Source organism: Streptomyces sp. NPDC046759 (assembly GCF_040645475.1).
Classification (GTDB): Bacteria; Actinomycetota; Actinomycetes; order Streptomycetales; family Streptomycetaceae; genus Streptomyces.
The window spans coordinates 49,608-76,246 of sequence record NZ_JBEYYJ010000031.1 but is presented as its reverse complement, the minus strand read 5'-3'; the positions used below and the strand labels follow the sequence as shown (position 1 = coordinate 76,246).

Genomic DNA, 26,639 nt, shown 5'->3' with positions numbered 1-26,639 from the left:
GTGAAATGCCAGGAGACAGTAAGTCCTGTCTGAATGCTGTGCGGCATCCCCCAGTCTGTACCCCCCGTTTCGATCTGCACGTCAACAGGCGCCTGCTCCACCGAAGGGTCGTCAGCTGTGACACCACCCCGATGTATTTTCAGCCATCCGTAGCAGTCATTGCATAGAAGGTCGGTTGCGAAACCACCCCGGACGGTCACAAGCAGGGCGCTCTTGGTTTCAGTACATCGCACACACGTAAAGGAAGCCGGCGCTTCGAGTCGGAACTGCTGCATCCCGTCTCGTGAGACGTAGCTCTTGACAATCTTCCGACCCAGCAGCTTCTTCTGGGTAGCCAAGGAATGCCCTCTACTTACCATTGATGCCACATCCGTGAACTATAAGGTGGCCGAGGCCAGGCGAAACCCTTACGCGTACGTCAGGTCGACCGTGATGCAAATACCGTTGATCCTGCCTGCTCTCCAGCCCCGCCACCAGCCTGAGTGAGGCAGTGTGCTCGGCTCAGAAAAGCGGAGCGGCAGCCACGCCGCCACACCCCAACTGAGCCGACCACACGTTGACTGCCCCGAGCCTTATCAGCTCTCTGCGACGCCGTTTGTGGACCACTCGTTGGCGAAATGCTCCATCTGCTTCAGTACCAGGTTGACGGCCTCCGGACGCCGGTCCGGCGGGTAGTTGTGGCGGGCCAGCAGGCGCTTGATGGCGCTGCGAAGACCGGCTCGGACCGGTTCGCGGGCGATCCAGTCGGGCTTGAGCTTCTTGCGGACCTCCGCGACGAGCTCGCGGGCGATGCCGGCCAGGACTTCGTCGCCCATGAGCTCCCGCGCCGTGCCGTGGTCGGCCACCGCGTCGTAGAAGGCGAGCTCGCGCCAGTTCAGCGGCGGGTCGAACTTCTCGCCGCGCCTGGCGTCTTCGACGACCTGCTTGGCCATCTCGACCAGCTTGGCGATGAGCTCAGCGCTCGTGTACTGCTGACGCATATACCGGAGCATGAGGTCCTGCAGCTGCTCGGAGAACGTCGTGCGACGAACGATGTTGTGCCGCGTCACCTCGCGCATCTTCTTCTCGACGAGCCGCCGCAGCGCCTCCGCCGCCAGATGCGGGGTCTCGCTGTTCTGCAGCTTGGCGACAAGGGCGTCGTTGAGGTGCGTCAGGTCGGCGATCTCCAGACCGGCCTCGGCGAACAGGTCCGTTATCCCGCCGGTCTCGACGACCGACGAGGTCAGCTGCTGGAGGTACAGCTCGACGTCGCGGGCGACAGGCAGTCCGCGGGCCTCGCGGTCCATCGCGTCGAGCTTGGCCATGTACGCCCGGACCTCGACGAAGAACTGGATGTCCCGGCGCCAGGACGGGTGGTCCGGGAAGCGCTCACCGATGTTCGTGGCGCTGCCGGACAACGCGTAGAAGCGCTCCAGGCGGTGAGCGTGCTCGCGGAAGCGCCGGCCGAGGGTCTGGCGGGGGTCATCGAGCTTTTCCGGGTCGTTGCCCGGAGTACGCGGGTCCCGCAGGTAGTTGGCCGTCTTCAGGGCGGCGTCTATGAAGGCCGTCTTGGTCGGCTGGGTCAGGCGCGCCCGCCAGTCGGAGCCGCGCAGGATGTCGGTGAGGATGTCGTACTCGTTGCGCAGCTCGTCCAGGGCGCGGTCGAGGTCCTGGCCAAGCGTGCGGTCCTGCTGGTCGGCGTCGGTGTATTCGGCGATCGCCTTCTGCAGGTTCTCGGTGAGCGGCGCGTAGCCGACGAGCAGGCCGTCCTCCTTGCCGCGGAAGCGGCGGTTGACGCGGGCCAAAGCCTGCATCAGGTTGGCACCCTTGAGCGGTCGGTCAAGGTACATCGTGTGAACCGGCGGCGCGTCGAAGCCGGTCAGGAGCATGTTGTTGACGATGAGCAGCTCAAGCTCGTCGTCGGGGTCCTTGGCCCGGTTGATGACCGCCTTGCGCTGGCTGTCGCGCAGGGCGTGGGCGCGCAGGTGGTCGGCGTCCTTCCGGGAGTCCGAGGAGAAGACGATCTTCATGGCGCCTTTGTCGACCTCGTCGCTGTGCCACTCCGGCCGCAGCTCACGCAGGGCGTCGTAGACCCGGACGCAGATCTCGCGGGTCGCGCACACGACCATCGCCTTGCCGGTCGCCCCACCCTCCTCGGAAACACCGACGAAGGGCTGCATCCGCTCGCGCCGTGCCTCCCAGTGCGTCACCAGGTCCTGGGCGAGGTCCCTGATGCGGGCGGGCGCGCCGTACATGGCGTTCATCGTGGCGACGGCCTGCTCGACCCGGCGGCGCTCGGTGTCATCAAGGCCGTCGGTGATGCGGTCGGCCTCCTCGTCGATCTTCGTCGGGTCGACGTCCTCGTCTAGGACGAGCTGGATGACGCGGCCCTCGTGGAAGACCTTCACGGTCGCGCCGTCGTCAGCGGCCCGCTTGAGGTCATAGACGTCGATGTAGTCGCCGAAGACCTCGCGGGTGTTGCGGTCGGCCTCGGAGATCGGCGTACCGGTGAAGGCGAGGAGCGTAGCGTGCGGGAGGGCGTCGCGCAGATGGCGGGCGTAGCCGTCGAGGTTGTCGTAGTGGCTGCGGTGGGCCTCGTCGACGACGACCACGATGTTGCGCCGGTCGGAGAGCAGCGGGTGGTCGGCCCCCGACTCCTTCTCTTCCTTGGTCCTGTTGAACTTCTGGAGGGTGGTGAAGAGGACGCCGCCGGTCCGCTTGGCGGCCAGTTCCTCGCGGAGTTCGGCGCGGGTGAGGATCTGCTTCGGTGCCTCCGGGAGGATCTCGCTCTCCAGGAAGGTGGAGTACAGCTGGTCGTCGAGGTCGTTGCGGTCGGTGATGACGACGACGGTCGGGTTCAGCAGCGCCGGGTCGCGCATCACCATCGTCGTGGTGAGCACCATCTCCTCGGACTTGCCCGAGCCCTGGGTGTGCCAGACGACGCCGGCCTTCCCGTCGGTGGTGGCGGCCTGCCGGACGGCCTCCACGGCGCGGGTCACCGCGTGGTACTGGTGCGGCTTCGCGATGCGCTTCATCCGCTTCGACGGGACGAAGTTGATGAAGGACTGGAGGAGGGAGAGGAACCGCAGCTGGGTGAACAGGCCGTGCAGCGCCAGGTTCTGGCCCGAGTCGGCCATCCCCTCCGCGTCGAACGGGTCGACGCGGGCGCCGGACTCGTCCGTGTTCCAGGGCGCGAAGTGCTCGTAGGGAGTGAAGGGCGTGCCGTACTTCGCCGTGATGCCGTCGGAGAGCAGGACGACGGCGTTGTAGCGGAAGGCGGTTGGGAACTCCTTCACGTACCGGGCGACCTGGGAGTGCGCATCCTGGAGCGTGGCGTCCTCGTCGCCGGCGCGCTTCAACTCCATTACGGCGAGCGGGAGGCCGTTGACGTACAGGACGACGTCGAAGCGGCGGTTCTTCTCGCCATCGATGACGGTGACCTGCTTCAGAGCGCGGTAGGTGTTCGCTTCCGGATCAGCCAGGTCGATGAGTCGGATGGTCGGGTTGTGCTCGGCGCCGAAGGAGTCGGTGTACGTAACGGAGCGGATGCCGGCCGTCAGGTACGTGTGCGCGGTGCGGTTCTCCTCGTACGTGTCCTGCGAAGCCGGGGTCACAGCGGTGGCGATGGCATCACGGACGGCGTCCGGGGGCAGCCCAGGGTTGAGCCGCTCGATCGCCTCGCGGAGGTCCGGGTAGAGGATCAGGTCGTCCCACGACTTGCGGTGCCCGGAGCCGGGGGCGAACTCGTTGCCGGAGGCGGGCAACCAGGCCAGCTCGCCCAGCTCGTCGAGGGCGAGCAGCTCCCAGTCGGCCTCCAGGGGGCGGTGGTGCTCGTTTCTTCCGCTTTCGTTATCGTGCGTCACGTGTGGTCCTCGGCAATCTTCTCGGCGTCCTTGACACGAAGCCGACCGGACATGAGCTGCGGGAGGAGGGTGTCGCGGAGGTCGGCCAAGCTCTTGCATTCGAGATCTGCACGGCTGGCCCGATCGATAAGCGGGTGCACCACTTCGGCGAACTTTGATGTGGCTAGGCCTTCTGGCGGCAATTTCACGGTTAGCGCTGCTAGACGATCAGTAGCGAGCCTGCCTGTTCCGTGCCCTGCCAAGTCGACCATTTGAAGGATTTCTTGCGCCCTTGACTTAACAGCGAGAAACAGGGTGGTGGAATCGATCCCAGGATTCGCCACAAGGGCCTTGCAATCCTGACCGAACGTAATCTCACGCTGAGCAATTCCTACTCGAAATTCGTTCTTAAGACTCATCCCCCGCACAACAAAGAGGATGGAGTTAGGCGCAGCAATTCTAGTGCCATTTCGAGCCCCCAATTTGGTCACGGATCGGTCCGAATCTCGAATCCATGGGCTCTTTAGACTGGCGGCAGAGATCCAAGGGATATCACCGTTCCAGTACTCGGGAATGCTTGTTTTTGGCGTGCCACCTGAGTGCCAACGTGCCGCGCTCCCCAGAGGCAGGGATCTCCATTCAGCAAATGTAGATTTCTGACGGTAAAGCGCCACTCCAAGCTCAAGTGAAGTGGCTGCGATGCGCTCATTGACGGCAATCTTGTCATCCAACGCCCCGAGCAGGTTCCCGATTCGCCGCTGCGCCTCCACGGGAGGGTTAGAGATCCTAAATTCTTTGATTACTCGCGCACTGAGGTTTTGCTGGGCCGCACCGTTTGCGAGCCCCTTCAACTGCTCCCGCGAATTGAGCAAGGCGTAAAACAAGAAGCGCGAGTCAGCTACAGAAGGATTGACGATAAGCGCGCAACACGCTTGATTGCAGGCCATTGGGCGGCCCAGCACGCCGAGCTTCCCAGCCGTCGCCCCGTACATTGCGACGAGAATCGCTCCCCCAGGGAGAAGCTTTGCCGAAGATTCTTCGATTGCGCTTTGCGAAATATGTTCAGACGTATCCTCCAGTCGATTGTCGTTCAGTTCCTGCGTCTTAACCCATGGAATTCCTTCGGTTACGTAATAATCCGAGTTTGAGCGTCGCGGGGTCCCACCACTAGTGACACGACTGCACAGTTCAGAGATCGATGCGTTGGGCCAGCTCACTTGCCAACACCTCGCAGTTGCTCCCGGACCGTCTTCTCCAGCTCCGATGACCTGTCGAAGAGCTCGTACAGCTCGTCCGTAAGCTCGGCGATCCTCTCCGTCACCGCCTCCACGTCCTCCTCGTCCGCTTCGACGGCGCCCACGTACCGCCCCGGCGTCAGCACGTGCCCGTGCTCCCGGACCGTCGCGAGGTCAGCCGAGAGGCAGAACCCGGGCTCGTCCTCGTACGTCAGCTCTTCCTCGCGTGCCGATGCCGTACCACGCCACGCGTGGTACGCCCCGGCGATCTTCGCGAGGTCGGCCTCCGTCAGCACGCGCTCTGTCCGGTCGACCATCTTGCCCATATCCCGCGCGTCGATGAAGAGGATCTCGCCGCGCCGGTCGTCCAGCCGCCGTGCGCCCTGCGGGGACTTGTCCTTGGCCAGAAACCACAGACATGCTGGGATTTGTGTCGTGCGGAACAGCTGGGGAGGCAGAGCCACCATGCATGCCACCAGGTCGGCCTCCACCAGCGCCTGCCGGATCTCGCCCTCGCCGCTCTGCTGCGAGCTCATGGAGCCGTTGGCCAGGACGATGCCGGCCGTGCCCTTCTCGCCCAGCTTGGAGATCATGTGCTGGAGCCAGGCGTAGTTGGCGTTGTTCTTCGGCGGTACCCCGTACTTCCACCTGGGGTCGCTCTCGTCCCTCGCCCAATCTTTGATGTTGAACGGGGGGTTGGCCATGACGAAGTCGGCCTTGAGGTCCGGGTGCTTGTCGTCGGCGAACGTGTCACCCCAACGGGGGGCGAGGTTGCCGTCGATGCCGTGGATGGCGAGGTTCATCTTGCCCAGGCGCCAGGTGCGCTCGTTGAGTTCCTGGCCGTAGACCGCGATGTCGTCCTTGTGGCCGCGGCCCCGGTGGGCCTCGATGAACTTGGCCGCCTGGACGAACATGCCGCCCGAGCCGCACGCCGGGTCGTAGACCCGTCCCTCGTACGGCTCGAGGATCTCCACGATCAGCTGGACGACGGACCGGGGGGTGTAGAACTCGCCGCCTCGCTTGCCCTCGGCGCGGGCGAAGTTGCCGAGGAAGTACTCGTAGACCTCGCCGAGCACGTCCTGCGCGGGCTTGTCCTCGCTGCCGCCGAAGCGGGCGTCGCTGATGAGGTCGACGAGTTCGCCGAGGCGCTTCTGGTCGACGTTGTCCCGGTTGAAGATCTTCGGGAGGACGCCGGTCAGAGCTGCGTTCTCCCGCATGATGGCGTCCATCGCGTCGTCGAGGAGCTTGCCGACGCCCTGGCTCTTGGCGTGGGTGGCGATCCACGACCAGCGGGCGGTCTCCGGCACCCAGAAGACGTGCGCGCCGGTGTACTCGTCGCGGTCCTCCAGGAACTCGTCCAGGCGGTCCTCGTCGATGCCGTCCTCGGACAGCTCCTTGGCCAGCTCGGCGCGGCGCTCCTCGAATGCGTCGGAGACGTATTTGAGGAAGATCAGGCCGAGGACGAACTCCTTGTACTGCGCTGCATCGATGGAGCCGCGGAGCTTGTCCGCGGCCTTCCACAGGATGTCCTGGATCTCCTTGGCGGTGGAGGCGCTGAACAGCTCCGCCTGGTCGGTGGGTTTCTTCTGGCCGGGAATCATGGGGTGGAGCGTCTCCTTCAGTCGTCGGTGCCGGTGAGGTCCTGGAGGGTGAGGGTGCCGTCGGCGATGCCGGCGGCGGTGGTGCGGGCCAGGTCGTCGAGGGCGGCGGACTGTTCCCGCAGGAGGGTCGCGCGTCTGTCGAGTTCGGCGAGCACGGTGTCGAAGCGCTCGGCCTCGTCCCGACTCAGGTCGGGGATGAGTAGGTCTTCGATACCCCGCGAGGCCCGCACCGCGCCGCTGGTGCGCCTGTACTCGGTGGCCGCCGCCCGCAGCAGCGCCGCGAGGACCCGAGGCAGGACCGGCGGGTCAGCATCGGGGTGGACCCGCAGGACGCGGGCTGGGGCGGCCACGAGGGATAGGCCGGCTTCGTCGACGTACGCGCCGAAGCGGGGGCTCGTGGTGACGACGATGTCGCCCGGCTCGGTGAACTGGGCGTGTTCGTAGCCGGTGAGGAACACTCCGCGGTCGATGCGACGGCTGCCCGGGCGGGCGGTACCGAGGACCTCGTCGGGGGTGAGTACCGTGTAGTGGCCTTCGGCCGAGAGGTGTTCCTCGGCGATGCGGTGGCCGGGGCGCCGGCGCAGGCGGCGCTCGGCGAGGAGCCGGCGCACGGTGGTGCGCCGTACCGGCTGGTCTTCGGGGCGCAGCACGGCCCGAGCGCCCAGCGTCTCACGCAGGTCGGCGCGCTGCCGGGCCTGCTCGTAGAGCTCCGTCAGGCGCTGTTCCAGGTCGCTGATGCGGGCCGGACGCTCGATGACGCCGCGGGTGTAGCGGGCCGTGGTCGGGCGGTGCTGGGTCGTGAAGGCGGCACCGGGCCGGTCGTCGAGGTCCTTGGCGGGGACGATTACCGCATGGCGGGGTTCGTGCCGGCGGTCGCCGCGCCAGTCGGAGGCGCGCCAGATGGTGATGTCCTCGGCGAGCGCGTCGAGGACCGGGTCGGTGAGCGGCTGCGCGGAGTAGTCGGAGAGGAACACCAGGCCCGTACGGTTTTCCGCCGGTGTGCGAGCCAGCACCCACACGGCGGTGCGGTAGCCCGGGCGGTAGGGGAAAGCACCGTCGGGGAGGCTGACGGCTGCCTTGAGCAGGCCGTCCCGGAGGAAGGAGCGGCGCAGGCGGTCGGCCTCGCCGTGCCGGGGCAGCGGGCGGACCAGCACGTCGGCGGGGCCGAGGACGATGGCCGTCGAGCCGTCGCCGAGGTAGTCGGTGAGCGCCTGCACCCGTTCCAGGACAGCCTGCGGGCTGCGGGTCTCCGCCGCTTCGTAAGGGAGGACGCAGACCAGCAGATGGGGGTAGCCCCAGTCGTCGACGGGCAGGTCCTGTCCCTCGGTGATGCCGAGGTCGAACTCGTTCACTCCGCGGACGAGCATCCGGCGGCGTACCAGGCGGACCCGTGCCGGGTCGGGGTCGCAGGCGAGGTAGGTGTGGCCGGAGTCCTCGGCGGCCTGGGCGTGCAGGGCGGCGAGGAGGTCACCGGAGCGGGCGTGCGGGGTGGCGATGACGGAGCCCTCGTCGAGGGTGTTGACGCCGGACAGGGCCGCGAGGGCGCGTACCACCGCCGGGGTGGGCTCGTCGGCAGCAAGGTCGTGGAAGCCGAGGCGGCGGCGGGCCTCGAGGACCCAGTCGAAGGCCTCGGCAGGTGTGTAGGCAGCCTCGGTCAGCTCGTCGGCGAGGACGGCGAGCCCCGGTCCGGCGCGAACCGGGTCCGGCACTGCACGCAACTCGGTCGACAGGAACGTGTCCTCGGGATCGAGGTCGGCAGCCTGGGCGAGGACCGCGTCCCAGCTCTGGCCCGAGATTGGGGCGTCGAGCTGGTGGCGCAGGCAGATCAACGCCGTCAGCGCCCCCACGAGGACGGCGGCGGGCAGGGCGGGCGTCCGCAAGGCGGCCAGGGTGTGCAGTGCCAGTTCGGCCCGCAGATGGCGGGGGTCCGCCTTGCCGCGGCCCGTCGTCGTCAGCCAGTCCACGACCGCGCGTGCGTCAAACAGGGGCCGCCCGTCCTCGTGGGCGACGGGCGCCGGAAAGTCCGGGTGCCTGCGGCTCCACGTGGTGGGCACGGGCCGCTGAACCTGAGCGAGGGAGGCGATTTCGGCGTAAGTGATCCGCCAGGCCGGCATCTCGGGCACGATGGGCGATACGGCTTCATGCGCAGTGGTCATCGAGCCCCGCCCCCCTTTATCTCACCCCGTTGTCCTGCTGAGTCCGAGGCGGAACGCCCGGCTCGACGGCAGGTTCCAGCACTTTACAGCCTTCGAGCGAACCAATATGACGAAGGCCTGATAACCCCGGTTATCACTGTCCATTGCAACCTCCATGACCGATGCAGGGCACCTTTGCCGGCGTTGCCACACACCGGCGTGCCCGGTGCACGAAGACCTGGAGGTCCCCTGCCGTGATCAGTACGCCTTCGATGCCGTCCACTCCCCAGCAGCCCGACGGATCCGGCTGGGGTGCCGTGCCGCCGCAGACGCCCCCTGCCTACGCTCAGCCGCAGGCCGGGAAGAAGCCGTCGCGGCGCAGAGCGCGGCTCACCCGCGGAGCTGCAACACTCGTCGCGCTGATCGCAGAGCCCACGACCCGCACGCGCAAGACTGTCCTCGCCGTGGCGGCGATGGCCGTGGGCTGTTCCCTGAGCGCCTGCTCCTCCATCGGCGGCACCCAGACCGACCCCGCGTCGCCGACGGCCACCGTCAGCGCCTCGCAGGACACCCAGAGCGCCCAGGACGACTCCAACGGTGACACCATCACCGTCGCGCTGGACAAGACCGCCAAGTGGACCAACGGCGTCCAGGCGCACCTGAGCGACTTCAGCCGGGGCACCTCCGGCGAGTACGCCTTCCCGTCCGGCAAGGCCTATCTGGCCTTCTCCGTCACCATGCAGAACGGCTCCAAGTCCCCGCTCGACCTGAGCATGGTCAGCTTGTCCTGCCCCAACGGCGCCGACGAGATCTCCGACACGGAGGCGGGCCTCAACGGCACGCCGGACACCCACCTGCTGCCGGGCAAGTCACAGACCTGGAAAGAGGCGTGCGTGTTCGCCAAGACCGCCAAGAGCGCCCAGATCGAGATCACGCCGGCCGACACCTCTGGCTCCGGCTGGTACCGCACGGCCGTCTTCACCGGCCAGGTGCAGTAGCCCCGGCCGCCGGTGGGGCCCTTCTGGGCGCCCTCAACATCCGCACGCGATTTGGGGCCTCACGCCTTCGCCGCATCGGGTGCACCCGAGCCTGCGCCCACGGGTTGCCCGCACACGCCGGTCACACAACGCGCACGGTCCCACTCGACACCACTCGCGACCTGGAAGGCCATTGTGACGATCACCGGGCACACGGAGTTGGTCCGTCGCTTCTCCGAGGACTTCACCGCCCTGCAGGAAGCCGTCCTCGCGCGCATGAACGGGATCTGCGCTGCTGAGACGGCCGCAGCCTTGGAACACGCTTCACTCGCCGGCCCCATCGCCATCGCTCTCGCCCACGCTGACGTCCTCGCTCGTGGGGACGTCAGGCGCGCGGAGCTCTCAGCCCAGCCGCCAGAGCGGCTGCGACGGCTGCGAGAGCACGCGCACAAGGTGCGCCGGGCCCGCTCGCGCGCGGAGGCCGTCTGTAAGGAGCAGCGTGCCCGCCGCCTCGCCGGTCCCTCCCGGCCGATGGACATGCTGGAGCTGCGGGTGGCGCGCTCCGCGTACCCCGATGCCTACGCCTCGGCCCTGCGCGAGGAACTCCGCGACAGGGGGCTACCGGAGGGCACGCCGCAGGAGCCGGAGAGCGAACTCGCCCGGTGGGCTTGGGACCAGAGATCGGCAGGCAGCGAACTGCCAGCACCGGTGCGCGAACTGGAGGACTGCCACGACGACGCCTTCGTCCAGGCCCTCCTTCGCGACGCGCGGGAGGAAGAGAACCCGTACCTCCTGCACGAGACGGTGGTCGAACGGTGGAGCCGACATGCCCGTTCCGCGCTGGCCTGGGGCCGCTACGCCATCGGCCAGGCCGAACGGGACGTACTCGCCTGCCCTCTCTTCGCCCGGGGCCCGCGGCTCGACGCCCTGGAGGACGCCTACCAGGACGCCGCTGTTCTCGCTGCCCGTGCCCGCGAGGCCAAACTCCGGGTCGCGGATCTCCGTGACCGGATGCAGGCATGCACGGCCACGGGGCCTTTCGCGGAGCTCATCGCACAGTGTCGCGCCGCAGCTCTCGAACGTTTCGCCGCCGACGAGCCCCAGTCGTGGCACAGAGTGCGGGAGCTGACCGCCGGGCACCGGGCAGACTGCGCTGAACGGATCGACGGCTGCCCGCAGTGCCACCGCGCTCTCGCCACCGTCCTCACCGAGGACTCTCCCACCGAGACGGGCGAGGACAACGGCAGTGAAGGTTCGACGGCAACGGCCCCGGCCGACAGAGACCGTTACGCCGTGCTCGCCGACCTTCCCGACACCGCCGTCGTGGCTGTCGCCGACGCCGCGGTCGGCGACGAGTCCGCGCTGTGCGGCTATGGCTGGGCTGCCGAAGACGGGACGACCGGCTGCGGCGACTCCATGGCCTCAAGCAGTGGAGAAGCCGAAGTGATCGGCATCTGCGCGGCTGCTCTCAGCCTCCTCGACCGCCACGAGGAAGCGCCCATAGTCCTCCTGTGCGACAGTACCGAGGCAGTCGAGGCAGCGAATGCAGCCCTGGACAGCGCAGACCCGGCGGCGGCCCATCGCACCCTCCTCTTCCCGGAGGGCAGGCACCTCATGGACCGCCTGCTGCGCCACCGCCACCGCGTCCAGGTCCGCTGGCTCAAGGGGCACATCGGACATGACCTCAACGAAACCGCCGATGCCCTCGCCGGTCTCACCCTCCGTCGCGCCGCCGGCCGTATCTCTCCCTCCGCGGCCCGCAAGGAGGAAGCGCGGATTCTGCGCTCGCTCGGCTCCGAGCATCGCCCGCTCTCGGTCGCTGCCTGATCCCTGGGGCCAGAGCTGGGAGTGGTCCGGGCCACTCCGTTGTGGTCCTCGTCATGCTACGTCGACCCGCGAGCTGGTCTCTGGCCCCAGTCCCCGAGGAGCCAACGGGTCACCAGCCGGGGTAGCGGTCCCACCAATGGTCGTCCCAGCCGTCGAACCCGTCGCTGCTGGCGGAGTCGATGAGTTCGGTGACGAGGTCGCGGGCCAGGGTGTCGAGGACCCAGGCCAGTTCGTGGCGGCTGATCAGATCGATGGGCAGTGCCTCGGCGCCGTGTGCCGCTCCGAGCAGCGCACCGGTCACGCAAGCGACCGAGTCGCCGTCCGGCGCCCCGGCGGCGAAGCGTAGCGCGGCGTGCACTTGGTCCCGGTGGGGGAAGGAGGAGGCGACATACAGGCCGCCGAGCAGTGCCGAGGGCGCGGTGGCGTCCGGTGCGAGCTCTGCGAGGCGTCCCGCGTCTGCGGGGTGGTCGTCGGCCTGCCGTAGCGCCCCGATGAGCCGCTCGTGCTCGGCGGCGGTCAGGTCGGAGTCGACAGCACGAAGAGCATGAATGCCGTCCATCAGGGCTTGCTGCACCTGCGACTGGTAGGCGAACAGAGAGTCCTGCGTCTCGGGCGTGCTGGTCAGGCAGTGGCCGACCAGCACCGCCACATGGGCTGCGGCGGACTGCGCGGCCGGATCGCCGTGGGTGAAAGCGGCGATCTCCCGGGCCAACTGGACTGACTGCCCCGAGCCGTGGGCAGCGCCGACCACGGCGACAGGAAGGGTGCGGGTGAGTGCGTGGCAGCCGCGGCTGGTCGTCGGTACCCCCATGTTTCCCTGCTCGGTCTTGGACAGGGCCGCCACGGTCGCCGGTGCTGAACCGCGCCGTTCGGCCAGCATGGGCACCTGGGCTAGCCAGCCGTCCGGCCACAGCTCGTCGCCGTGGACCCAGCGCTGCCGCATCCGTTCGACCTCGATCCCCTGCAGGGCCGCCCACCGACAATAGGCGTGCCACACCACCGACGGCGGATGGCAGACGCCCTTGTGCCTGCCGCGCACCCATGCGCGGATCGTGCCCTCGGCGGTGAAGCAGGCCAACTGGGTGCTGACGCCCGCCCGCAGCGTGCCCTCTCCCGGCAGCTTGCCCCGGGCTGCGCCCAGGGTGTCCCCCAGCGCCAGGCCGAGCATCATCCCGCGCACCCGGGACTGCGCCCCTTTCCCCATCAAGACCTTGCCTCGCTGCTCCGGCTCCGTGTCACGGCCGAGGTCCACCTCCTCCTGCATCCGCTCGCCACGTGCCTCCTCGCGTTCCCGGGGTGGGGTGTCGTGGGCCCGTACCGGCGCGGCCGTGATCGGGTCAGCCGTTGGTACGCCTGGACCGGTCGGCGGCCCGTCACCGGGCACGTTGGTCAGCTCGTGCACCGCGTCGTGCATCTCGGCGTGCGCCGACAGTTGCCAGCCGTGCACCAGTACCTCGCGCAGGTCGGACAGTGCGGTCTTGGAGTCAGTGCCGGTGGCCAGGTGGCTGTAGAGGGCGGCGACGGCCGGGGTGCGGCTTTGCCCGGCCACGCAGTGGAGCAGGACCCGCTTGCCGGTGAGGCGCAGCCGCTGGACCGTGCGGGCGGCCTGGTCCAGTACGTAGTGGAGGTTGGCGTTCTCCCCCTGGCTGTCCACCAACCAGACGCGGACGTGCTCGACGTCGGCACCGGCGAGGATCGGGTCCGTGCCGATGCGGCACAGTGAGACTACGGCGTCGACAGGGACCGGCTCGCTGCCCTGGGCCAGAGCCAGGTTGCCGAGGATCACTCCGGGATCGTGGGGGTGGGGCACGGCGAAGCCGTGGGGGGTGGAGGACGAGACGGGCATGCGCGCGGCCGAGGGCCAGCCCGCGGCATCGTCCCTCCCGCCGCGCGCGGTGAGCGCCGCCAGTCGGACCAGGTCGGCGCCGGTGAGGCCGGGCCAGCCGTTGACGGCCTGCTGCCACTCGAGTGGGATGCCGGAGCAGCCCCAGCGCGCGCCGAGCAGGGCGCCCGCGATCGCCGCGACGGTGTCGGTGTCCGTCCCTGCCCGCACCGCCGCCTCCAAGGCGAGGCCGAAGTGCTGCGCGGGGAAACTGTGCTCGGCGGGGCTCAACTCGGGGACGGCAGTGCGGGTGATCGCCGACCAGGCGGCCTGGAGCGCGTGGACGACCCAGCCGTTGTTGGCGAAGTGGTGCGGCGGATTGGCCTCCGCCTCGTCCAGTCGCCGCGCCCACACCTCCCGGCGCTCCGCGGGGAGGAGGTCAAGGCCGGCGTGCACGCCGTCGAAAGTCCCGTGCAGCACCGCGGTGCGGATGCCGGAGCACCACAGTACGCAGGCGTCGGCGCAGTCGGGGTCCGGGTGGGTGAGCGCGCTGACCGCGGTGGCGGCCTCGGCCATCTCGAAGGCGTCGCCGAGATGACCGAGGGCGACTATGCCGGTGCGCATCAACGAGCCGTTCCCGGCGCTGCGTTCGTTGGCTGCGGTGAAGAGGCGGGCGGCGTCGAGCAGCGCCGCCCCCGGGGCTCCGGGGGCGCGGCGGGCGGCGCCCAGGACGGTGCGGGTCTGGGAGCCGACGTCGCTGGCGCCGCCGCTCAGCCATCCCTGGAAGTTGGCGGCGATTGCGTCGAGGGCCTCCGGGGTGCGTAGATCCGCTCCGCTGGCCGCGACCTCGGCGATGCAGACCTGCATTTGGGTGTCGTCGGAGTACTCGCCGGGCTTGTACGGTCCCAGGCCGCCGCCGATCATCAGCGGCTGCTGGTCGTCGCGCAACGTCGCCTTGAACTCGTAGGGCACTCCCAACGCGTCGCCGACGGCCGCGCCGAGCAGTACGCCGGCGGCCCGGTCGGTGGCTTGGGCGTTCAGGTGGGGTTGCGGGGCGCGGGCGTGGGCCATGGGACTCCGTATCGTGCGGCGGCGCGCGGAGGGCGGGCCGGGCGGGCGGCGGGCGGGCAACGGCGTACAAGCAGCAACCCCTGGCGGAGCAACCGGGATGGCACCGGCACGGTGAAATGCCGAAAGAGGACTACTGCTCGACAGATTGACGCCCCGGCAGCTTGGCATCGCACCAGCCTTATCGTCAATGAGACGATACGAAGTGCCTGCCCGGGTGACGCCCGGCAACCAGGACCCGTCGCGGTACCCGCGTGACGAAGACGCCCACTCTTGAACAGCACGGCGCGATTCTCCGGGTGACTCCACGAACTCACCATTGACTTGGCCGACGTGATAACCAGGGTTATCACGTCACACGAGGTAATGAAGACCCCATTGCTCCTACGGTTTCGTCTCGTCGGCATATCGGCCGCAGTAGCCACGATCCACTCGACCGAGCGCCGGTGTCCCAACCTCTCCGCACCAGCACCGGAAACTGGAGACACCTCATGACCTCGACGGAACCGCGAAGGCAGCACACCCACCATTCCACCGCTCCTACCTCACCGGACCCGGCCCTTCCGCCGGCCTCCATCGCCGAGCAGGTGGAGTCCCGCCTGGCTCAAGCAGCGCTCAGCGAGCCGGTGAAGGAACTCCTGCGGGAAGCCCTGGGTGAGGGTGCGACCCAGGAGCGGTCTGCCGTAGGCCGGATCTACCTCGACTCCGTCTCCGTCGCCGGGTTCCGCGGTATCGGCCCCCGCGCCTGGCTGAACCTCAGCCCCCGGCCCGGCGTCACCCTCGTGGTGGGCCGCAACGGCTCCGGCAAGTCCAGCATCGCCGAGGCCGTCGAGACGGCCTTCACCGGCACGAACATGCGCTGGCAGGGGCAGGACGCGACGCGTACGAGCAACTGGCGCAATCTTCACGACGGCGCCAAGCCGGAGATCGAGGTCAAGCTCGCCGTCGAAGGCGACACCGGCCGGAGCACGCTCACCCGCACCTGGAGGGGCGAGGACTTCGGCGACACCGAGGGTGAGCTCAGGCGGCCCGGACACGGCCGCATCCCCGTCGACCAGGCGGACTGGTGGAAGCAGGCCCTGACGGACTACCGCCCCTTCCTGTCGTACGTCGATCTCGGCCGCATGATCAGTGGCAAGCCCTCCCAGATGTACGACGCCATCGCCACGATCCTCGGCCTGGGGCACATCAGCGCTGCCGACAACCGCCTCCGGCAGCAGGAGAAGGAACTCAACGACGCGGTCAAGGTGGCCAAGGACGAGGTGCCGGAGCTCAAGGAGGGGCTCTACGCGCTGGAGGACGACGACCGTGCGATACAGGCGCTCGTGGCCATAGACACCACGGGGCGCCCCGACTTCGAGGCCCTCGAGGCGCTGGTGGTCGGCCTGCCTGCAGCCGACGACGGCCTTCTCGCCGAACTGCGCGCCGCGGTCGACCTGCGGGGACCCGACATGGAGCAGGTGGGCGCAGCAGTGGAGAGGCTGCGCGAGGCGCTCGCCGGCGTCGAAGACGTACGCATGACCGGTGCCGAGGACGCCCTCCAGCGCGCCGACCTCCTTGAGAAGGCCCTGGACCACAGCAACCGCCACCCCGATGAGGAGGGCTGCCCCGTGTGTGGGGCGGACCTGCTCCTCGACGAGGAGTGGGCCGCTCGTGCCAGCGCCCAGATCACCGTACTCCGGCAGGAGGCGAAGGCCGCCGAGGACGCGCACAGCGAACTGCGGTCGGCTGCGCTGGTGGTGCAGCGCCTGGTGCAGAAGCCCCAGCGGATCCCTGCCGCTCTGACCGATCCGTGGGACGCCTGGCTCGCCTGCCAGACGATCAGTGACCCGCGCGAGCTCCTCGGACGCGCCTACGAGGCCGCCGTGACTCTGGCCGATGCCTGCGCCGCGGTGAAGGAGAACGCCGCCAGGGAGCTGGAGAAGCGCGACGAGCGCTGGCGCCAGCTGGTCACGCGCTTGGCAGGCTGGGTGCGGAGGGCCCGTACGGCGGAAGAGGGTAAGCCCCGGCTGAGCCACATCAAGAAGGCCCGTGCCTGGCTGAAGGCGCTCTCCACCGAGCTGCGGGAGCAGCGCATGGAGGGCTTCACCAGCCACTCGCAGCGGATCTGGGAGCGGCTTCGCCAGGAGAGCAACATCGACCTGAAGACAGTGAGCCTGCAAGGAAGCGAGAAGGCCGTCGTCCGCAAGCTCGTCATGGACGTCTCCGTCGACGGCGAGAAGGCCTCGGCGCTCAGCGTCATGAGCCAGGGCGAGCAGCACTCCCTCGCGCTGTCCCTGTTCCTGCCCCGGGCCGCCGCCGCCGACAGCCCGTTCGGCTTCGTCGTGATCGACGACCCTGTGCAGTCCATGGACCCCGCCAAGGTCAACGGACTCGCCCAGGTCCTGCACGAACTCGGCGAGCACCGGCAGGTCGTCGTGTTCACCCACGACACCCGGCTCCAGCGTGCGTTCACCAGCCAGGAACTGCCGGTGACGGTGTTCGAGGTGGAGCGGGGCGAGTCGTCCAAGGTGAAGGTCAGACCGGTGACTGACCCGGTCCGGCAGGCACTCGACGACGCCAGAGCCGTCGCCAGCACCGCGGACCTGCCGGAGGCGGCACGGACCCATGTGCTGCCCAGTCTGTGCCGGATCGCCCTGGAGAACGCCTTCATCGAGGCCGCCTGGATCCGGCACCACCGCTCCGGCGGCCCCGAGCACGCGTTGCAGGCCGCCGTGACCGACGCCGACAAGCTCATGAAGGTCGCCGCGCTGGCCCTCTTCGGCGATATCGAGCGGACCGACGACGTCTACCGAGAGCTGCGCGCCCGCTGCGGACCGCGTGCGGTGGACCTCCTCAAGCAGTGCCAGAGCGGAGCCCACACCCCTGGGGCACGGATCACCGACCCTCACCGCTTCGTGGACGAGGTCAAGGAGCTCGCGCAGAAGGTGCGCAAGCCGGAGGTGACCGCGTGATGAGCACCTCGAGGACCTCTGTCGAAGAGCTCCTGTTGACGGCGGACCGGCTGCTTTCCGGTCTCCGTGTCGAAGCGACATCGACCGGCCGTCACCGCGGAGCCGCCCTCGCGCTGCGGACGGCTCTGGAGATCGCCGTCGACCGCACGCTCGAGGCTGCGGTGCCGGGGCTCGCCGGCACCACCATGCGGGCCAAGATGCTCTGCCTGCGCTGCTACACGGCGGCGGAGACCGCCCGTCGGACCGGCGCCGTCTGGTCGCACCTCTGCCTGGGGTGCCACTACCACCAGTACGAGATCGGTCCCACCCGCGACCAGGTCCGCGGATGGCGGACTGAGGTCTGCGAACTGGTCCAGGCTTTGACTCCCTGACTACCCATCAACAGCTGATCCCTGTGTCTGATGGTTCTTTCGCTGGGGCCGGGCATATGCCCGGCGCGGCACCTCTCTGGGTGCCGCAAGGGAGGGGATGCATGTGAGCACCACCACACGCGGCGACATCATCGCCGTGGAGCAGAACGCAGTGGACCGCGCGTACGACTGCTGCGCCGAGCGGCTGGCCGAACGGACTGGGGGGTCGGTCGCCCTCGCCTCCGCCAGTGGCAAGGACAGCGTCGCCAACCGGATCGACGCCGAAGAAAGAGCCGCGGCCTACGGTGGTCTCGGCAACGCTTCGCTGGTCGTCAGCCGCGTAGACGTGCAGGACGGGCCAGACGGGGAGCCCGAAACCTGGTACATCGGCCGGCGTGCCGTTTCCGATGTCAGCACTCGCGACACCGTCGTCGTGCTGTGGACCACCGAACAGGCCCGCAAGTGGTCCGACGCCCTTCCCGACGCCCCTGGCGAGGTCCTCCTGCGGCGGCAGCCTGTCATCGAGAGCAGTTGCGATCACTTCTGGCTGGCCCGGCGGCGCAGTTCGTCGAGGCGGGCTGTGGCTTCCCGGGGCGGCGGCGAGAGGTTGCGAAATGTGTGTGCATGGTGAAGGGATCGTGTGTAGGATGCGCGCAGACCGCGTGCGGGTGGGGTGCTTGAGGCGGTTATTCACCGCCTGTGCCGTTCGTGGTGCGGGCCCAGCACGCCGGGGGTGTGAATGTATCTGGCATGTCTGTGTGCCGAAAACTTCCTACTCTTCGGCTGCGCTCGGCAGAACGAGCGGGTCAGGCCGTACGTCTGTAGGCCGACTTCGGCTCGGCCATCCATGCTGCGGTCGGGGAGAGCGACAGCGGCGGGACCGCTTCTCGTCGACGCCATCCGCCTGTGCCCTGTGGCGCGGATAGACCGACCACGACATCACCCGTCGGCGATCAGCGACGTGCCTTCGGCCAACGCGTGGGTGGCCCGGCGTCGATGGCGGAGTGCTTCGGTGAGGGAAGTTCGCCGGCCGTGGCACGCAACGAGTTGCAACCAAAGAGCCAGAGGGACCGGTGGGCGGGACTGACAGGTACTGGCCTTGGCCGGGTTGCGCATCTGCAGGGTAAGCCGCCCCCGTGCCCGTCGGGACTGGGAACCTTAGGAGTCCCGGCAATCTGTGGAACTGCCCAGTAGTTTCGGCGCCCCGGCGTACGGTGTCCACCGCCAGCCGCCAGGGCCGCCCCGACGCACGATGAGATAGGCACAGGACCGCCGATGACCGACACCGACTCCGAAACCCCTGGCGTCGACAGCACTACCTCAGGCCGCGGTTCAGCGCCCCTGACGAGTCAGCAGCCGCCTGGAGGCCTGCCCCCCAGTGGCGGTGTCGAGCAGGAGGTCGGGAAGGTTGCAGGCACCGAGGACTCCACGCCGTTGAAGTTCCACGTCGCCCTTTCCCCCGACGCGTACCTGCAGCTCGACGACGTGGTCAGCACCCGTCGGCAGATCCCCGGCTACGGCGAGGTCGTCACCTCAGGCGTGGTGACGGAGGTGGTCGCCCGCCACGAGGGCGCCGCGTTCGGCTCGGATGTGTTCCTCATTGCGGACGGGATCTTGCCGGCGACCGTGCAGGAGATCGCCGAGGTCACCACCACCCGCGTCGAGCCCGAGTGCTACGTCCCGCCACGCCCCGGCGCAGTCGCGATTCGGGCCGCGGGTGCTGACCGGGACGCCGCCTTGTACTTCGACAAGATGGACGCGCGGATCCCCGCCGGCATCGGTCGTGACGGCGAAGCGATCTATCTCAACCTCGAGTTCCTCGACGGTACCCGAGGCGCCCACGTGTCGATCTCGGGCATCTCCGGGGTGGCGACCAAGACCAGCTTCGCGCTGTTCCTGCTGCACTCGCTGTTCACCTCGGGTGCCCTGGGAGCCCGCGCGGTCAACGCCAAGGCCTTGATCTTCTCGGTCAAGGGCGAGGACCTGCTGTTCGTCGACCAGCCCAACGCCCGCCTCGACGAGACGCTGCGCGCCGCGTACGCGCGGCTCGGCCTGCCCGCTCGCCCCTTTGCCTCCGCCGGCTTCTACGCGCCGCCGCTGCCTGGTGATACCACCGGCCGCCCCCACGTCACCGGCCGGACCAGCGGGGTGACCGCGTTCTGGTGGACGCTTGCGGAGTTCTGCGAACGCGAACTGCTCCCGTACGTGTTCGCCGACGTCGAAGACGAGAAGAACCAGTACACGATCGTCGTGCACCAGGTCACCAGCAGGCTGTACCGCGAGGCCCAGGCCGCAGGGAACGACGGCGCGGTCGCCATCGACGGAGCCACCATCCGCACCTGGGCGGAGATGATCGCGTTCATCTGCGAGAAGGTCACCGACGAGGCCACTCGCGCCCACTGGGCGGGGCCGGCTGTGGGGATGGGTACCGTCAACGCGTTCGTGCGGCGGCTGCGGTCGTCCCAAAGGCCGCTGGGCCCCCTGCTTCGTGGCGACCTGAGCATGGTCACCGACCGTCCCATCGCGCACTCCATCGACACCTCGGGGCAGCAGGTCACCGTGGTGGACCTGCACAACCTGCCGGAGCGGGCGCAACGGTTCGTCGTGGGTGTCGTGCTCGCCGCGGAGACCGACCGCAAGGAGCAAGCCGGTCCGGGCGGGCTGCTGTTCACGATGATCGATGAGCTGAACAAGTACGCGCCGCGCGAGGGCTCCTCCCCGATCAAGGACGTCCTGCTCGACATCGCCGAACGCGGCCGCTCGCTCGGCATCATCCTCATCGGCGCTCAGCAGACCGCCTCCGAGGTGGAACGGCGCATCGTGTCGAACTCCTCGATCAAGATCGTCGGCCGGCTCGACCCCGCCGAGGCCGGCCGCCCTGAGTACGGCTTCCTGCCCGCCTCGCAGCGGCAGCGCGCCACCCTCGCCAAGCCTGGCACCATGTTCGTCTCCCAGCCCGAGATCCCGGTGCCGCTGGCCGTCGAATTCCCCTTCCCCGCCTGGGCCACCCGCCTCTCCGAGGTCGCCGATCCCACCTTCACTACCGGCACCTCGCCTGCTGACTCGAACGCCGGTGGTGCGGCGCGACCGGACCCGTTCAGCAAGTTGCCCCAGACCCAGAGCGACTCGTGGTTCGACGATCCCGACGACGGGGCCATCGACGAGCCGCCCTTCTGACGTCCGCCGACGCGCTTTTGATCACGCCTGACGCAACCCGCTGCGCTGCTTCAGCCATTCGAAAAGGACCGACCCGGTGAAGTTTCTCCACACCTCCGACTGGCATGTCGGCAAGACCCTCAAGGGCCGTAACCGGCTCGAGGAGCAGGCAGGCGTACTGCGTGAGATCACCCAGATAGCCGTCGGCAACGACGTCGATGCCGTCCTCATCGCCGGCGACCTCTACGAGAACGCCGCGCCCACCGCGGACGCCCAAAGGCTTGTCGTGCGCACCCTGCTGCAACTGGCCAAGCAGGACATCGAGGTCGTCCTGATCGCCGGCAACCACGACCACGGTGCCACACTCGAGGCCTACAAGCCGCTGATGGACATCGCCGGCATCCATGTCTATGGCCAGGCCCGCCCGGCCGCAAAGGGCGGCGTGCACAGCTTCCGCGCCAAGTCCACCAACGAGCGCGTCAACGTCGCCGTTCTGCCGTTTCTCTCCCAGCGCTACGCCGTCCGCGCCGCGGAGATCATCGCCAACACCCCATCGCAGAACGTCGGCGCCTACGACCAGCTCATCCGAGATGTCCTGGACAACCTGACAGGGGCTTTCACCTCCGACGCCGTCAACATCGTCATGGCCCACCTGACGTGCACCGGCGGCGTCTTCGGCGGCGGCGAGCGGGCAGCCCAATCGATCATGGAATACCACGTGCCCGCCGCTATCTTCCCCGTCGAAGCGCACTACGTGGCCCTGGGTCACCTGCACCGCCGGCAGACGATCCCGGCCGCCTGCCCGGTGCACTACAGCGGATCCCCCTATGCGATCGACTTCGGCGAGCAGAACAACACCCACGTGGTCTGCCTCGTCGAAGCCTCTCCCGGCACCCCCGCGAAGATCACCGACATCCCGGTCACTGCCGGCCGCAGGCTGCGCACCATGGAGGGGACCGTCGCCCAGCTCACCGCCGACCCCGCCGTCTACGGCGAGGATTACCTCCGGCTCGTGATCACCCAGCCCGCCTACGCCGGCATGCGCGACGACCTGCTGGAAGCCCTCCCCAACGCCCTCGAGATCCGCATCCACCCCGACCACGCGAGCACCGGCGCCACGGCGGGCATCGCCACCCACCAGCCGACCAAGACGCCTGCGCAACTGTTCTCCGACTACTGCCACAGCGTCGGCGTCAGCGACGACCGGGTCACGGCCCTGTTCAACCACCTGCACGACGACCTGACCCGCTCGACCGCCCGCTCCTGACCCAGCGGCCCTGACACCCGCTAAAGGAATCCCTCAACATGCGTCCCGTTCGCCTGGAGCTCAACGGCTTCGCCGGTTTCCGCGCTCCCACCGTGGTCGACTTCACCGACGCCGACTACTTCGCCCTCGTCGGCCCTACCGGGTCAGGCAAGTCCACCGTTCTCGACGCCCTGACCTTCGCCCTGTACGGCTCGGCCTACCGGTGGGGCCGCAGCAACGCCATCGCCTACGCGCTCGCCCCCACGAGCAACCGCTGCACGGTCTCGCTCACCTTCGACGTCGCATCCCAGCGCTACCAAGTCGCCCGCGAAGTCCGCCGCGTCGGCCAACAGATCCAGCAAAAGACCGTCAGCCTGGTGAAGTTCGCCGACCCCACGGCGGTCGTCACCGACGCAGACGGGCCACAGCCGGAAGTACTGGCCGGAGAAATCAAGGAACTCAACGCCGCCATCGAGCAGTTGCTCGGCCTGTCCTTCGACGACTTCTGCCAGTGCGTCGTCCTGCCCCAGGGCGACTTCGCCCGCTTCCTGTCCGCCAACGCCCGCGACCGGCAGCAGATCCTGCTCAAGCTGCTCGGAGCCGCCCACTACGAAGGCATCGGCAAACGCGCCGGCGCCCAGGCGGCTGAAGCAGCCAAGGAGATCGAGGTCCTCACCGACCAGCTGAGCCGGCACGCCGACGCTACCCCGCAAGCCGAGGCCGACGCCCAGGCACGCCTCTCGGCACTGGGACAGCTGGCCGCCACCGTCGACCAGCTCGTGCCCCGCGTCGCCGAGGCACACTCCCGCGCCAGCGATGCCCACGCACGTGTCGCCACTCTGCGCACCGAACTCGCCCGGCTCACTCCCCTCCGCGCCCCAGACGGCATCGGAGAGCTGCAGCGCCGTGCCGTGGAGGCCCAGACAGCCGCCCACAAGGCCCGCGACGCCGCCGACGCGGCCGCCCAGACCCTGGCCGACGCCACCAAAGCTGCCCAATCCGGCCCGCAGCGCGCTGTCCTCAACATTGCCCGCGACCGCTACACCGAGAAGGCCGGCTTGGTCGGGCGCCGCGACGCAGTCATCGCGGCTGCGCAGCGTGCCCGCCAAGAGCTGGCGCAGAGCGAGGAGCGGCTACGGGCGCTGGCAGACGCCGTCACCGAGGCTCGCCGCACCGCCGAGGAGACCCGTGGCCGCCGCGACCGGGTACAACAGGCGTACGCGGCTTTGCAGCGTCGCCAACAGATGCTGGCTCCCGTCCAAGCCCCCCACGGTGCCAGTGATCTGACCAGCCGGGCAGCGGCTCTGGCACGGCAGGCCGACGCCGCCGCCACCCAGCTGGCCGCGGCTCGCGACCGGCACAACCAGGCCGCTTCCGCGCTCACCGCCGCCGGCGACGGCAGCCGGCTCACCGAGGCGCGCGAGGTACTCGACCAGCTCCTCCACGTCACCAGCTCCCTCACCGACGCCACCAGCGAGCTGGATGACGCCGTGGAGGCAGTCGCCCAGGCCGACAGTGCGGTCACCGGCGCGCAGGTGCGTCTCGACGCGGCCACGGCCGCCCTCGAGGAAGCCCGCACCCTCGCCGGTGCCGCCCAGCTACGCCCTCAGCTCCAGGTGGGCCACGCCTGCCCGGTCTGCGAGCAGAGCGTCACCATCCTCCCGCCGCCGCTGTCCGACCCGGCCCTGGCCGCCGCCCAGGCCGCGCGTGACGCTGCGGTCCGCGAACACCGTGACCTGCTTTCCCAGCATCAGGCCGCCACCACGACGGTTGCCGCCAAGCAGCGCGCCGCGGACACCCTGACCCAGCGGCGCACCCTGCTCGATGAGCGGCTGGGCACGCTGTTGCCCGATCGTCCTGCCGACACCGAACGCGACTGCGACGCCGACCGCGCCCATCTTGACGAACGCGCTGCAGCCCGTGACCAGTTGGTCGCCGCCGAGCAGCAGGCACGTGCCGCGGTACAGGAGGCCGAAGCCGCGCACACCTCCGCCACTGCGGCCGTCGCCACGCTGCAAAGGGAGATCGATCGCACCCGCAGCGACCTCCACACGCAGCTGGGCGCCCTGGGCGAACTCGACCCGCCCGCCGTCGACACCCATGACGTGACCTCCGCCTGGTCCGACCTGGAAGCGTGGGCCCAGGCCCAGAGATCCACGGTGGAAAACGACCTCTCAGCCGCCCAGGCCGAGGCCGCCACCTGCCATCAGGCCCACCAGGACGCGACCGCCACGCTGGAAGCAGCCGAGCAAGCACACGCCACCGCCCACAGCGTCCACACCACCGCCGTCCAGCAGAGGGCAGCCGCCGACCACGCGCAGAGCACCCTGACCGACCGCCTGAGTGAACTGCAGACGCTGCTGGACCAGGCGCCGCCCACAGATGCACTGCCGGGCCTACTGGAGGAATGCGACCGCCTCGAAGCGGCCGTGGAGACCGCCACAGCCGAGGCAAGCCAGACACGCGAGGCACTCAAGGCGGCGGAGGCCGAACAGCAGCAGTGGCAGGCTCGCACCGCGACCGCCTGGTCCGAGCTGACCGCTGCCCGGGACGCGGTGGCGGCCCTTAAACCGCCGAGCCTGGACACCGACGACCTCGCCGCCGCCTGGGCCAGCCTGGCCGCCTGGGCCACCCGCGCGGCCGACGACCGGCAGGCCGACACCCTGCGCGCGCAAGCCGACGCCCACACCGCACACAGCGAAGCCGAGCAGCTCCTGGGCCAACTGGAGGGTCTGCTGCGCGACCACGACCTGGATCCCCAAGACCTCGGCGACGGTCCTGGGCGCGCCGCCCAGGCCCCCCGGGTGGTAGCGGTCGCAGCCGAGCGGGCCCGGGGCCGGGTAGAGATGATCCAGCGCAGCCTCGCCGACGCCGCCGCCATACAGGACAAGATCGACAGCGCCCGCACCCAGCAACAGGTGGCCGCCGAGCTGGCCAGGCTGATGCGGTCCAACAAGTTCCCGCAGTGGCTGGCCGATTCAGCCCTCGACACCCTGGTCGCGGGTGCCTCGCAGTCGCTGCGCCGGTTGTCGGGTGACCGATTCGACCTCAGCCACCACAAAGGCGAGTTCTACGTCATCGACCACTCCGACGCCGACTCACAACGCTCGGTTCGCACCCTGTCCGGCGGCGAAACCTTCCAGGCCAGCCTGTCACTGGCGTTGGCCCTGTCCGACCAGCTGGCCGGCATGGGCGGCGCGACGAAGCTCGAGTCCATATTCCTCGACGAAGGATTCGGCACCCTTGATCCCGACTCGCTCGAGATGGTCGCCGACACCCTGGAGAATCTCGCCCAAGGGGAGCGGATGGTCGGGGTGATCACCCACGTCACCGGGCTCGCCGAACGGGTACCGGTCCGCTTCCAGGTACACCGCGACCCCCACACTTCCGTCGTCACCCGGGAAGGCACATGACAAGCACGGCACATGCGGCCCGGATGCGATTCCATGTCGACGGCTGGGACCCCACCTACGGCTCCAGCGTCGAAAACGCCGAGAACACCATCGGGGCCTCGACCGCCAAAGTCATCCCCGACCTCGAACTCGCCCCGGCCGACTGGAAGCCCATCTCGACCTCCCACGTGCCCGACCCCGGCGCAGTACTGTTCGTCGATGGCGTACGCCGCGTCGAGGCCCGCATCTGGATCGAGCAGCCCCTGGCCGCCGAACCGGCCCCAAGCGCCATCAACCGCGCCGACGACGCCCAGATGGCACTGTGCGCCTCCTATGCGGCGGGCACCGTGTGCTGCTGCCCCGACCGTGGCGCGCACCTGCTGACCATCGAATCCCGGCGAGGCCTGTTCACCACCGCCACCAACGCCGTCGACGTGCCCACCACGGCCGGTACCTACCAGGCCAACATCACCTTTGACGACCAGGAAGAAAACCTTGCAGTGCTGCTCTCTGCGGCGCTGCAACGCCGACTCGGCGACCTTGAAATTCTCGTCGCCGCCAACGCCCGCACTGCCCTGGCCGGCCACGGCGTCGCCGCCGGCTCGGACCTGCTGGTGGTGGACGGTCCGCTGCGCGGCCGCACCCATCTGCCGCGAGCGCTGGGGCTCATCAAGTCCCACCGCACCGCCTACCTGCCGCCCGACCTGCACGCGATGGTCAGCGCCCTGGCCGCCGGCGAGCGCACCCCGGTGTTCTTGATGGGCACCTCCTGGGACCGGCACGCCTGGTACCTACGCCTACCGTGTACGCCCGGCGCCCCGTGGGCCGGAATAGTACGGCTGGAATGCGCCGCCGACATCCCCGCCCCGGAGGCGATCGCCTTGGCCAACCTCTCGCAACTGGTACTGCCGCGGTACGCCAGTTGCGAGTACAAAGACGCCCGGGCCCCCCAGAACCTGGTGCCGGTCGCCGGGCTGGAGAGGGAACTGCGCCGCCGCCTGGGCAACCCTGCCCTGCTCAGCAGGGCCCTACGCGTGGCAGCGCTGAGCTGAGCC

Annotated in this window: 14 protein-coding genes; 9 read left to right on the top strand and 5 right to left on the bottom strand. The window is 69.0% G+C overall.

The genetic code is table 11. The features are described from left to right. Window positions 1–575: 575 nt before the first annotated feature. Genes ABZ919_RS33145 through ABZ919_RS33130 form a run of 4 tightly spaced genes read right to left on the bottom strand, consistent with a single transcriptional unit; the run spans window position 576 to window position 8,813 of the window. Window positions 576–3,842 carry a type I restriction endonuclease subunit R gene (locus tag ABZ919_RS33145; RefSeq protein WP_361255144.1) on the bottom strand — a complete coding sequence of 1,089 codons (3,267 nt, stop codon included), beginning with the start codon at window positions 3,840–3,842 and terminating at the stop codon, window positions 576–578. Beyond that, window positions 3,839–5,038: a restriction endonuclease subunit S gene (locus ABZ919_RS33140; protein ID WP_361255141.1), complete on the bottom strand. Its 1,200-nt coding sequence runs from the start codon at window positions 5,036–5,038 to the stop codon at window positions 3,839–3,841. Before ABZ919_RS33140 ends, ABZ919_RS33145 begins: the two co-directional genes overlap by 4 nt. Further along, the gene (locus ABZ919_RS33135; protein ID WP_361255138.1) at window positions 5,035–6,657 is read right to left on the bottom strand and encodes a class I SAM-dependent DNA methyltransferase; all 1,623 of its coding nucleotides are present in this window, start codon (window positions 6,655–6,657) and stop codon (window positions 5,035–5,037) included. The genes ABZ919_RS33140 and ABZ919_RS33135 overlap by 4 nt, the downstream gene beginning before the upstream one ends. Window positions 6,658–6,674: 17 nt before the next feature. After that, on the bottom strand, window positions 6,675–8,813 hold the full coding sequence (locus tag ABZ919_RS33130; protein ID WP_361255135.1) for a hypothetical protein: 2,139 nt from the start codon (window positions 8,811–8,813) through the stop codon (window positions 6,675–6,677). 233 nt (window positions 8,814–9,046) lie between these two features. Between ABZ919_RS33130 and ABZ919_RS33125 the strand changes: the two genes are divergently transcribed. Continuing rightward, window positions 9,047–9,790, top strand: a complete 744-nt coding sequence (locus ABZ919_RS33125; RefSeq protein WP_361255132.1) for a hypothetical protein — start codon at window positions 9,047–9,049, stop codon at window positions 9,788–9,790. Window positions 9,791–9,964: 174 nt separating this feature from the next. Next, the gene (locus ABZ919_RS33120; RefSeq protein ID WP_361255129.1) at window positions 9,965–11,596 is read left to right on the top strand and encodes an RNase H family protein; all 1,632 of its coding nucleotides are present in this window, start codon (window positions 9,965–9,967) and stop codon (window positions 11,594–11,596) included. Window positions 11,597–11,705: 109 nt separating this feature from the next. Here ABZ919_RS33120 and ABZ919_RS33115 read toward each other — a convergent pair whose 3' ends face one another. After that, window positions 11,706–14,489 (bottom strand): ADP-ribosylglycohydrolase family protein, encoded by a 2,784-nt coding sequence (locus tag ABZ919_RS33115; RefSeq protein ID WP_361255126.1) that lies wholly within the window; start codon window positions 14,487–14,489, stop codon window positions 11,706–11,708. A 488-nt stretch (window positions 14,490–14,977) separates the two neighbouring features. On the opposite strand from ABZ919_RS33115, the gene ABZ919_RS33110 reads away from it, so the two are divergent. The 7 genes from ABZ919_RS33110 (at window position 14,978) to ABZ919_RS33080 (ending at window position 26,636) form a co-directional block, all read left to right on the top strand. Beyond that, complete coding sequence (locus ABZ919_RS33110; protein ID WP_361255123.1) at window positions 14,978–17,440, top strand: AAA family ATPase; 2,463 nt, start codon at window positions 14,978–14,980, stop codon at window positions 17,438–17,440. After that, a complete protein-coding gene (locus ABZ919_RS33105) occupies window positions 17,440–17,811 on the top strand; it encodes a hypothetical protein (RefSeq protein ID WP_361255120.1) in 372 nt (123 codons plus the stop codon). Before ABZ919_RS33110 ends, ABZ919_RS33105 begins: the two co-directional genes overlap by 1 nt. Window positions 17,812–17,914: 103 nt before the next feature. Beyond that, the gene (locus tag ABZ919_RS33100; RefSeq protein WP_361255117.1) at window positions 17,915–18,421 is read left to right on the top strand and encodes a hypothetical protein; all 507 of its coding nucleotides are present in this window, start codon (window positions 17,915–17,917) and stop codon (window positions 18,419–18,421) included. Window positions 18,422–19,224: 803 nt separating this feature from the next. Beyond that, window positions 19,225–20,967 carry an ATP-binding protein gene (locus ABZ919_RS33095; protein ID WP_361255114.1) on the top strand — a complete coding sequence of 581 codons (1,743 nt, stop codon included), beginning with the start codon at window positions 19,225–19,227 and terminating at the stop codon, window positions 20,965–20,967. A 76-nt stretch (window positions 20,968–21,043) separates the two neighbouring features. Beyond that, complete coding sequence (locus tag ABZ919_RS33090) at window positions 21,044–22,213, top strand: exonuclease SbcCD subunit D C-terminal domain-containing protein (protein ID WP_361255112.1); 1,170 nt, start codon at window positions 21,044–21,046, stop codon at window positions 22,211–22,213. A gap of 38 nt (window positions 22,214–22,251) precedes the next feature. Next, the gene (locus ABZ919_RS33085) at window positions 22,252–25,605 is read left to right on the top strand and encodes an SMC family ATPase (RefSeq protein ID WP_361255109.1); all 3,354 of its coding nucleotides are present in this window, start codon (window positions 22,252–22,254) and stop codon (window positions 25,603–25,605) included. Next, on the top strand, window positions 25,602–26,636 hold the full coding sequence (locus ABZ919_RS33080; protein WP_361255106.1) for a hypothetical protein: 1,035 nt from the start codon (window positions 25,602–25,604) through the stop codon (window positions 26,634–26,636). Before ABZ919_RS33085 ends, ABZ919_RS33080 begins: the two co-directional genes overlap by 4 nt. Window positions 26,637–26,639 lie beyond the last annotated feature (3 nt).

Coding starts and splice junctions, on each gene's coding strand:
- ABZ919_RS33085 (WP_361255109.1), top strand. CDS start 22,252: ATGCGTCCCGTTCGCCTGGAGCTCAACGGCTTCGCCGGTTTCCGCGCT.
- ABZ919_RS33105 (WP_361255120.1), top strand. CDS start 17,440: ATGAGCACCTCGAGGACCTCTGTCGAAGAGCTCCTGTTGACGGCGGAC.
- ABZ919_RS33135 (WP_361255138.1), bottom strand. CDS start 6,657: ATGATTCCCGGCCAGAAGAAACCCACCGACCAGGCGGAGCTGTTCAGC.
- ABZ919_RS33080 (WP_361255106.1), top strand. CDS start 25,602: ATGACAAGCACGGCACATGCGGCCCGGATGCGATTCCATGTCGACGGC.
- ABZ919_RS33110 (WP_361255123.1), top strand. CDS start 14,978: ATGACCTCGACGGAACCGCGAAGGCAGCACACCCACCATTCCACCGCT.
- ABZ919_RS33130 (WP_361255135.1), bottom strand. CDS start 8,813: ATGACCACTGCGCATGAAGCCGTATCGCCCATCGTGCCCGAGATGCCG.
- ABZ919_RS33115 (WP_361255126.1), bottom strand. CDS start 14,489: ATGGCCCACGCCCGCGCCCCGCAACCCCACCTGAACGCCCAAGCCACC.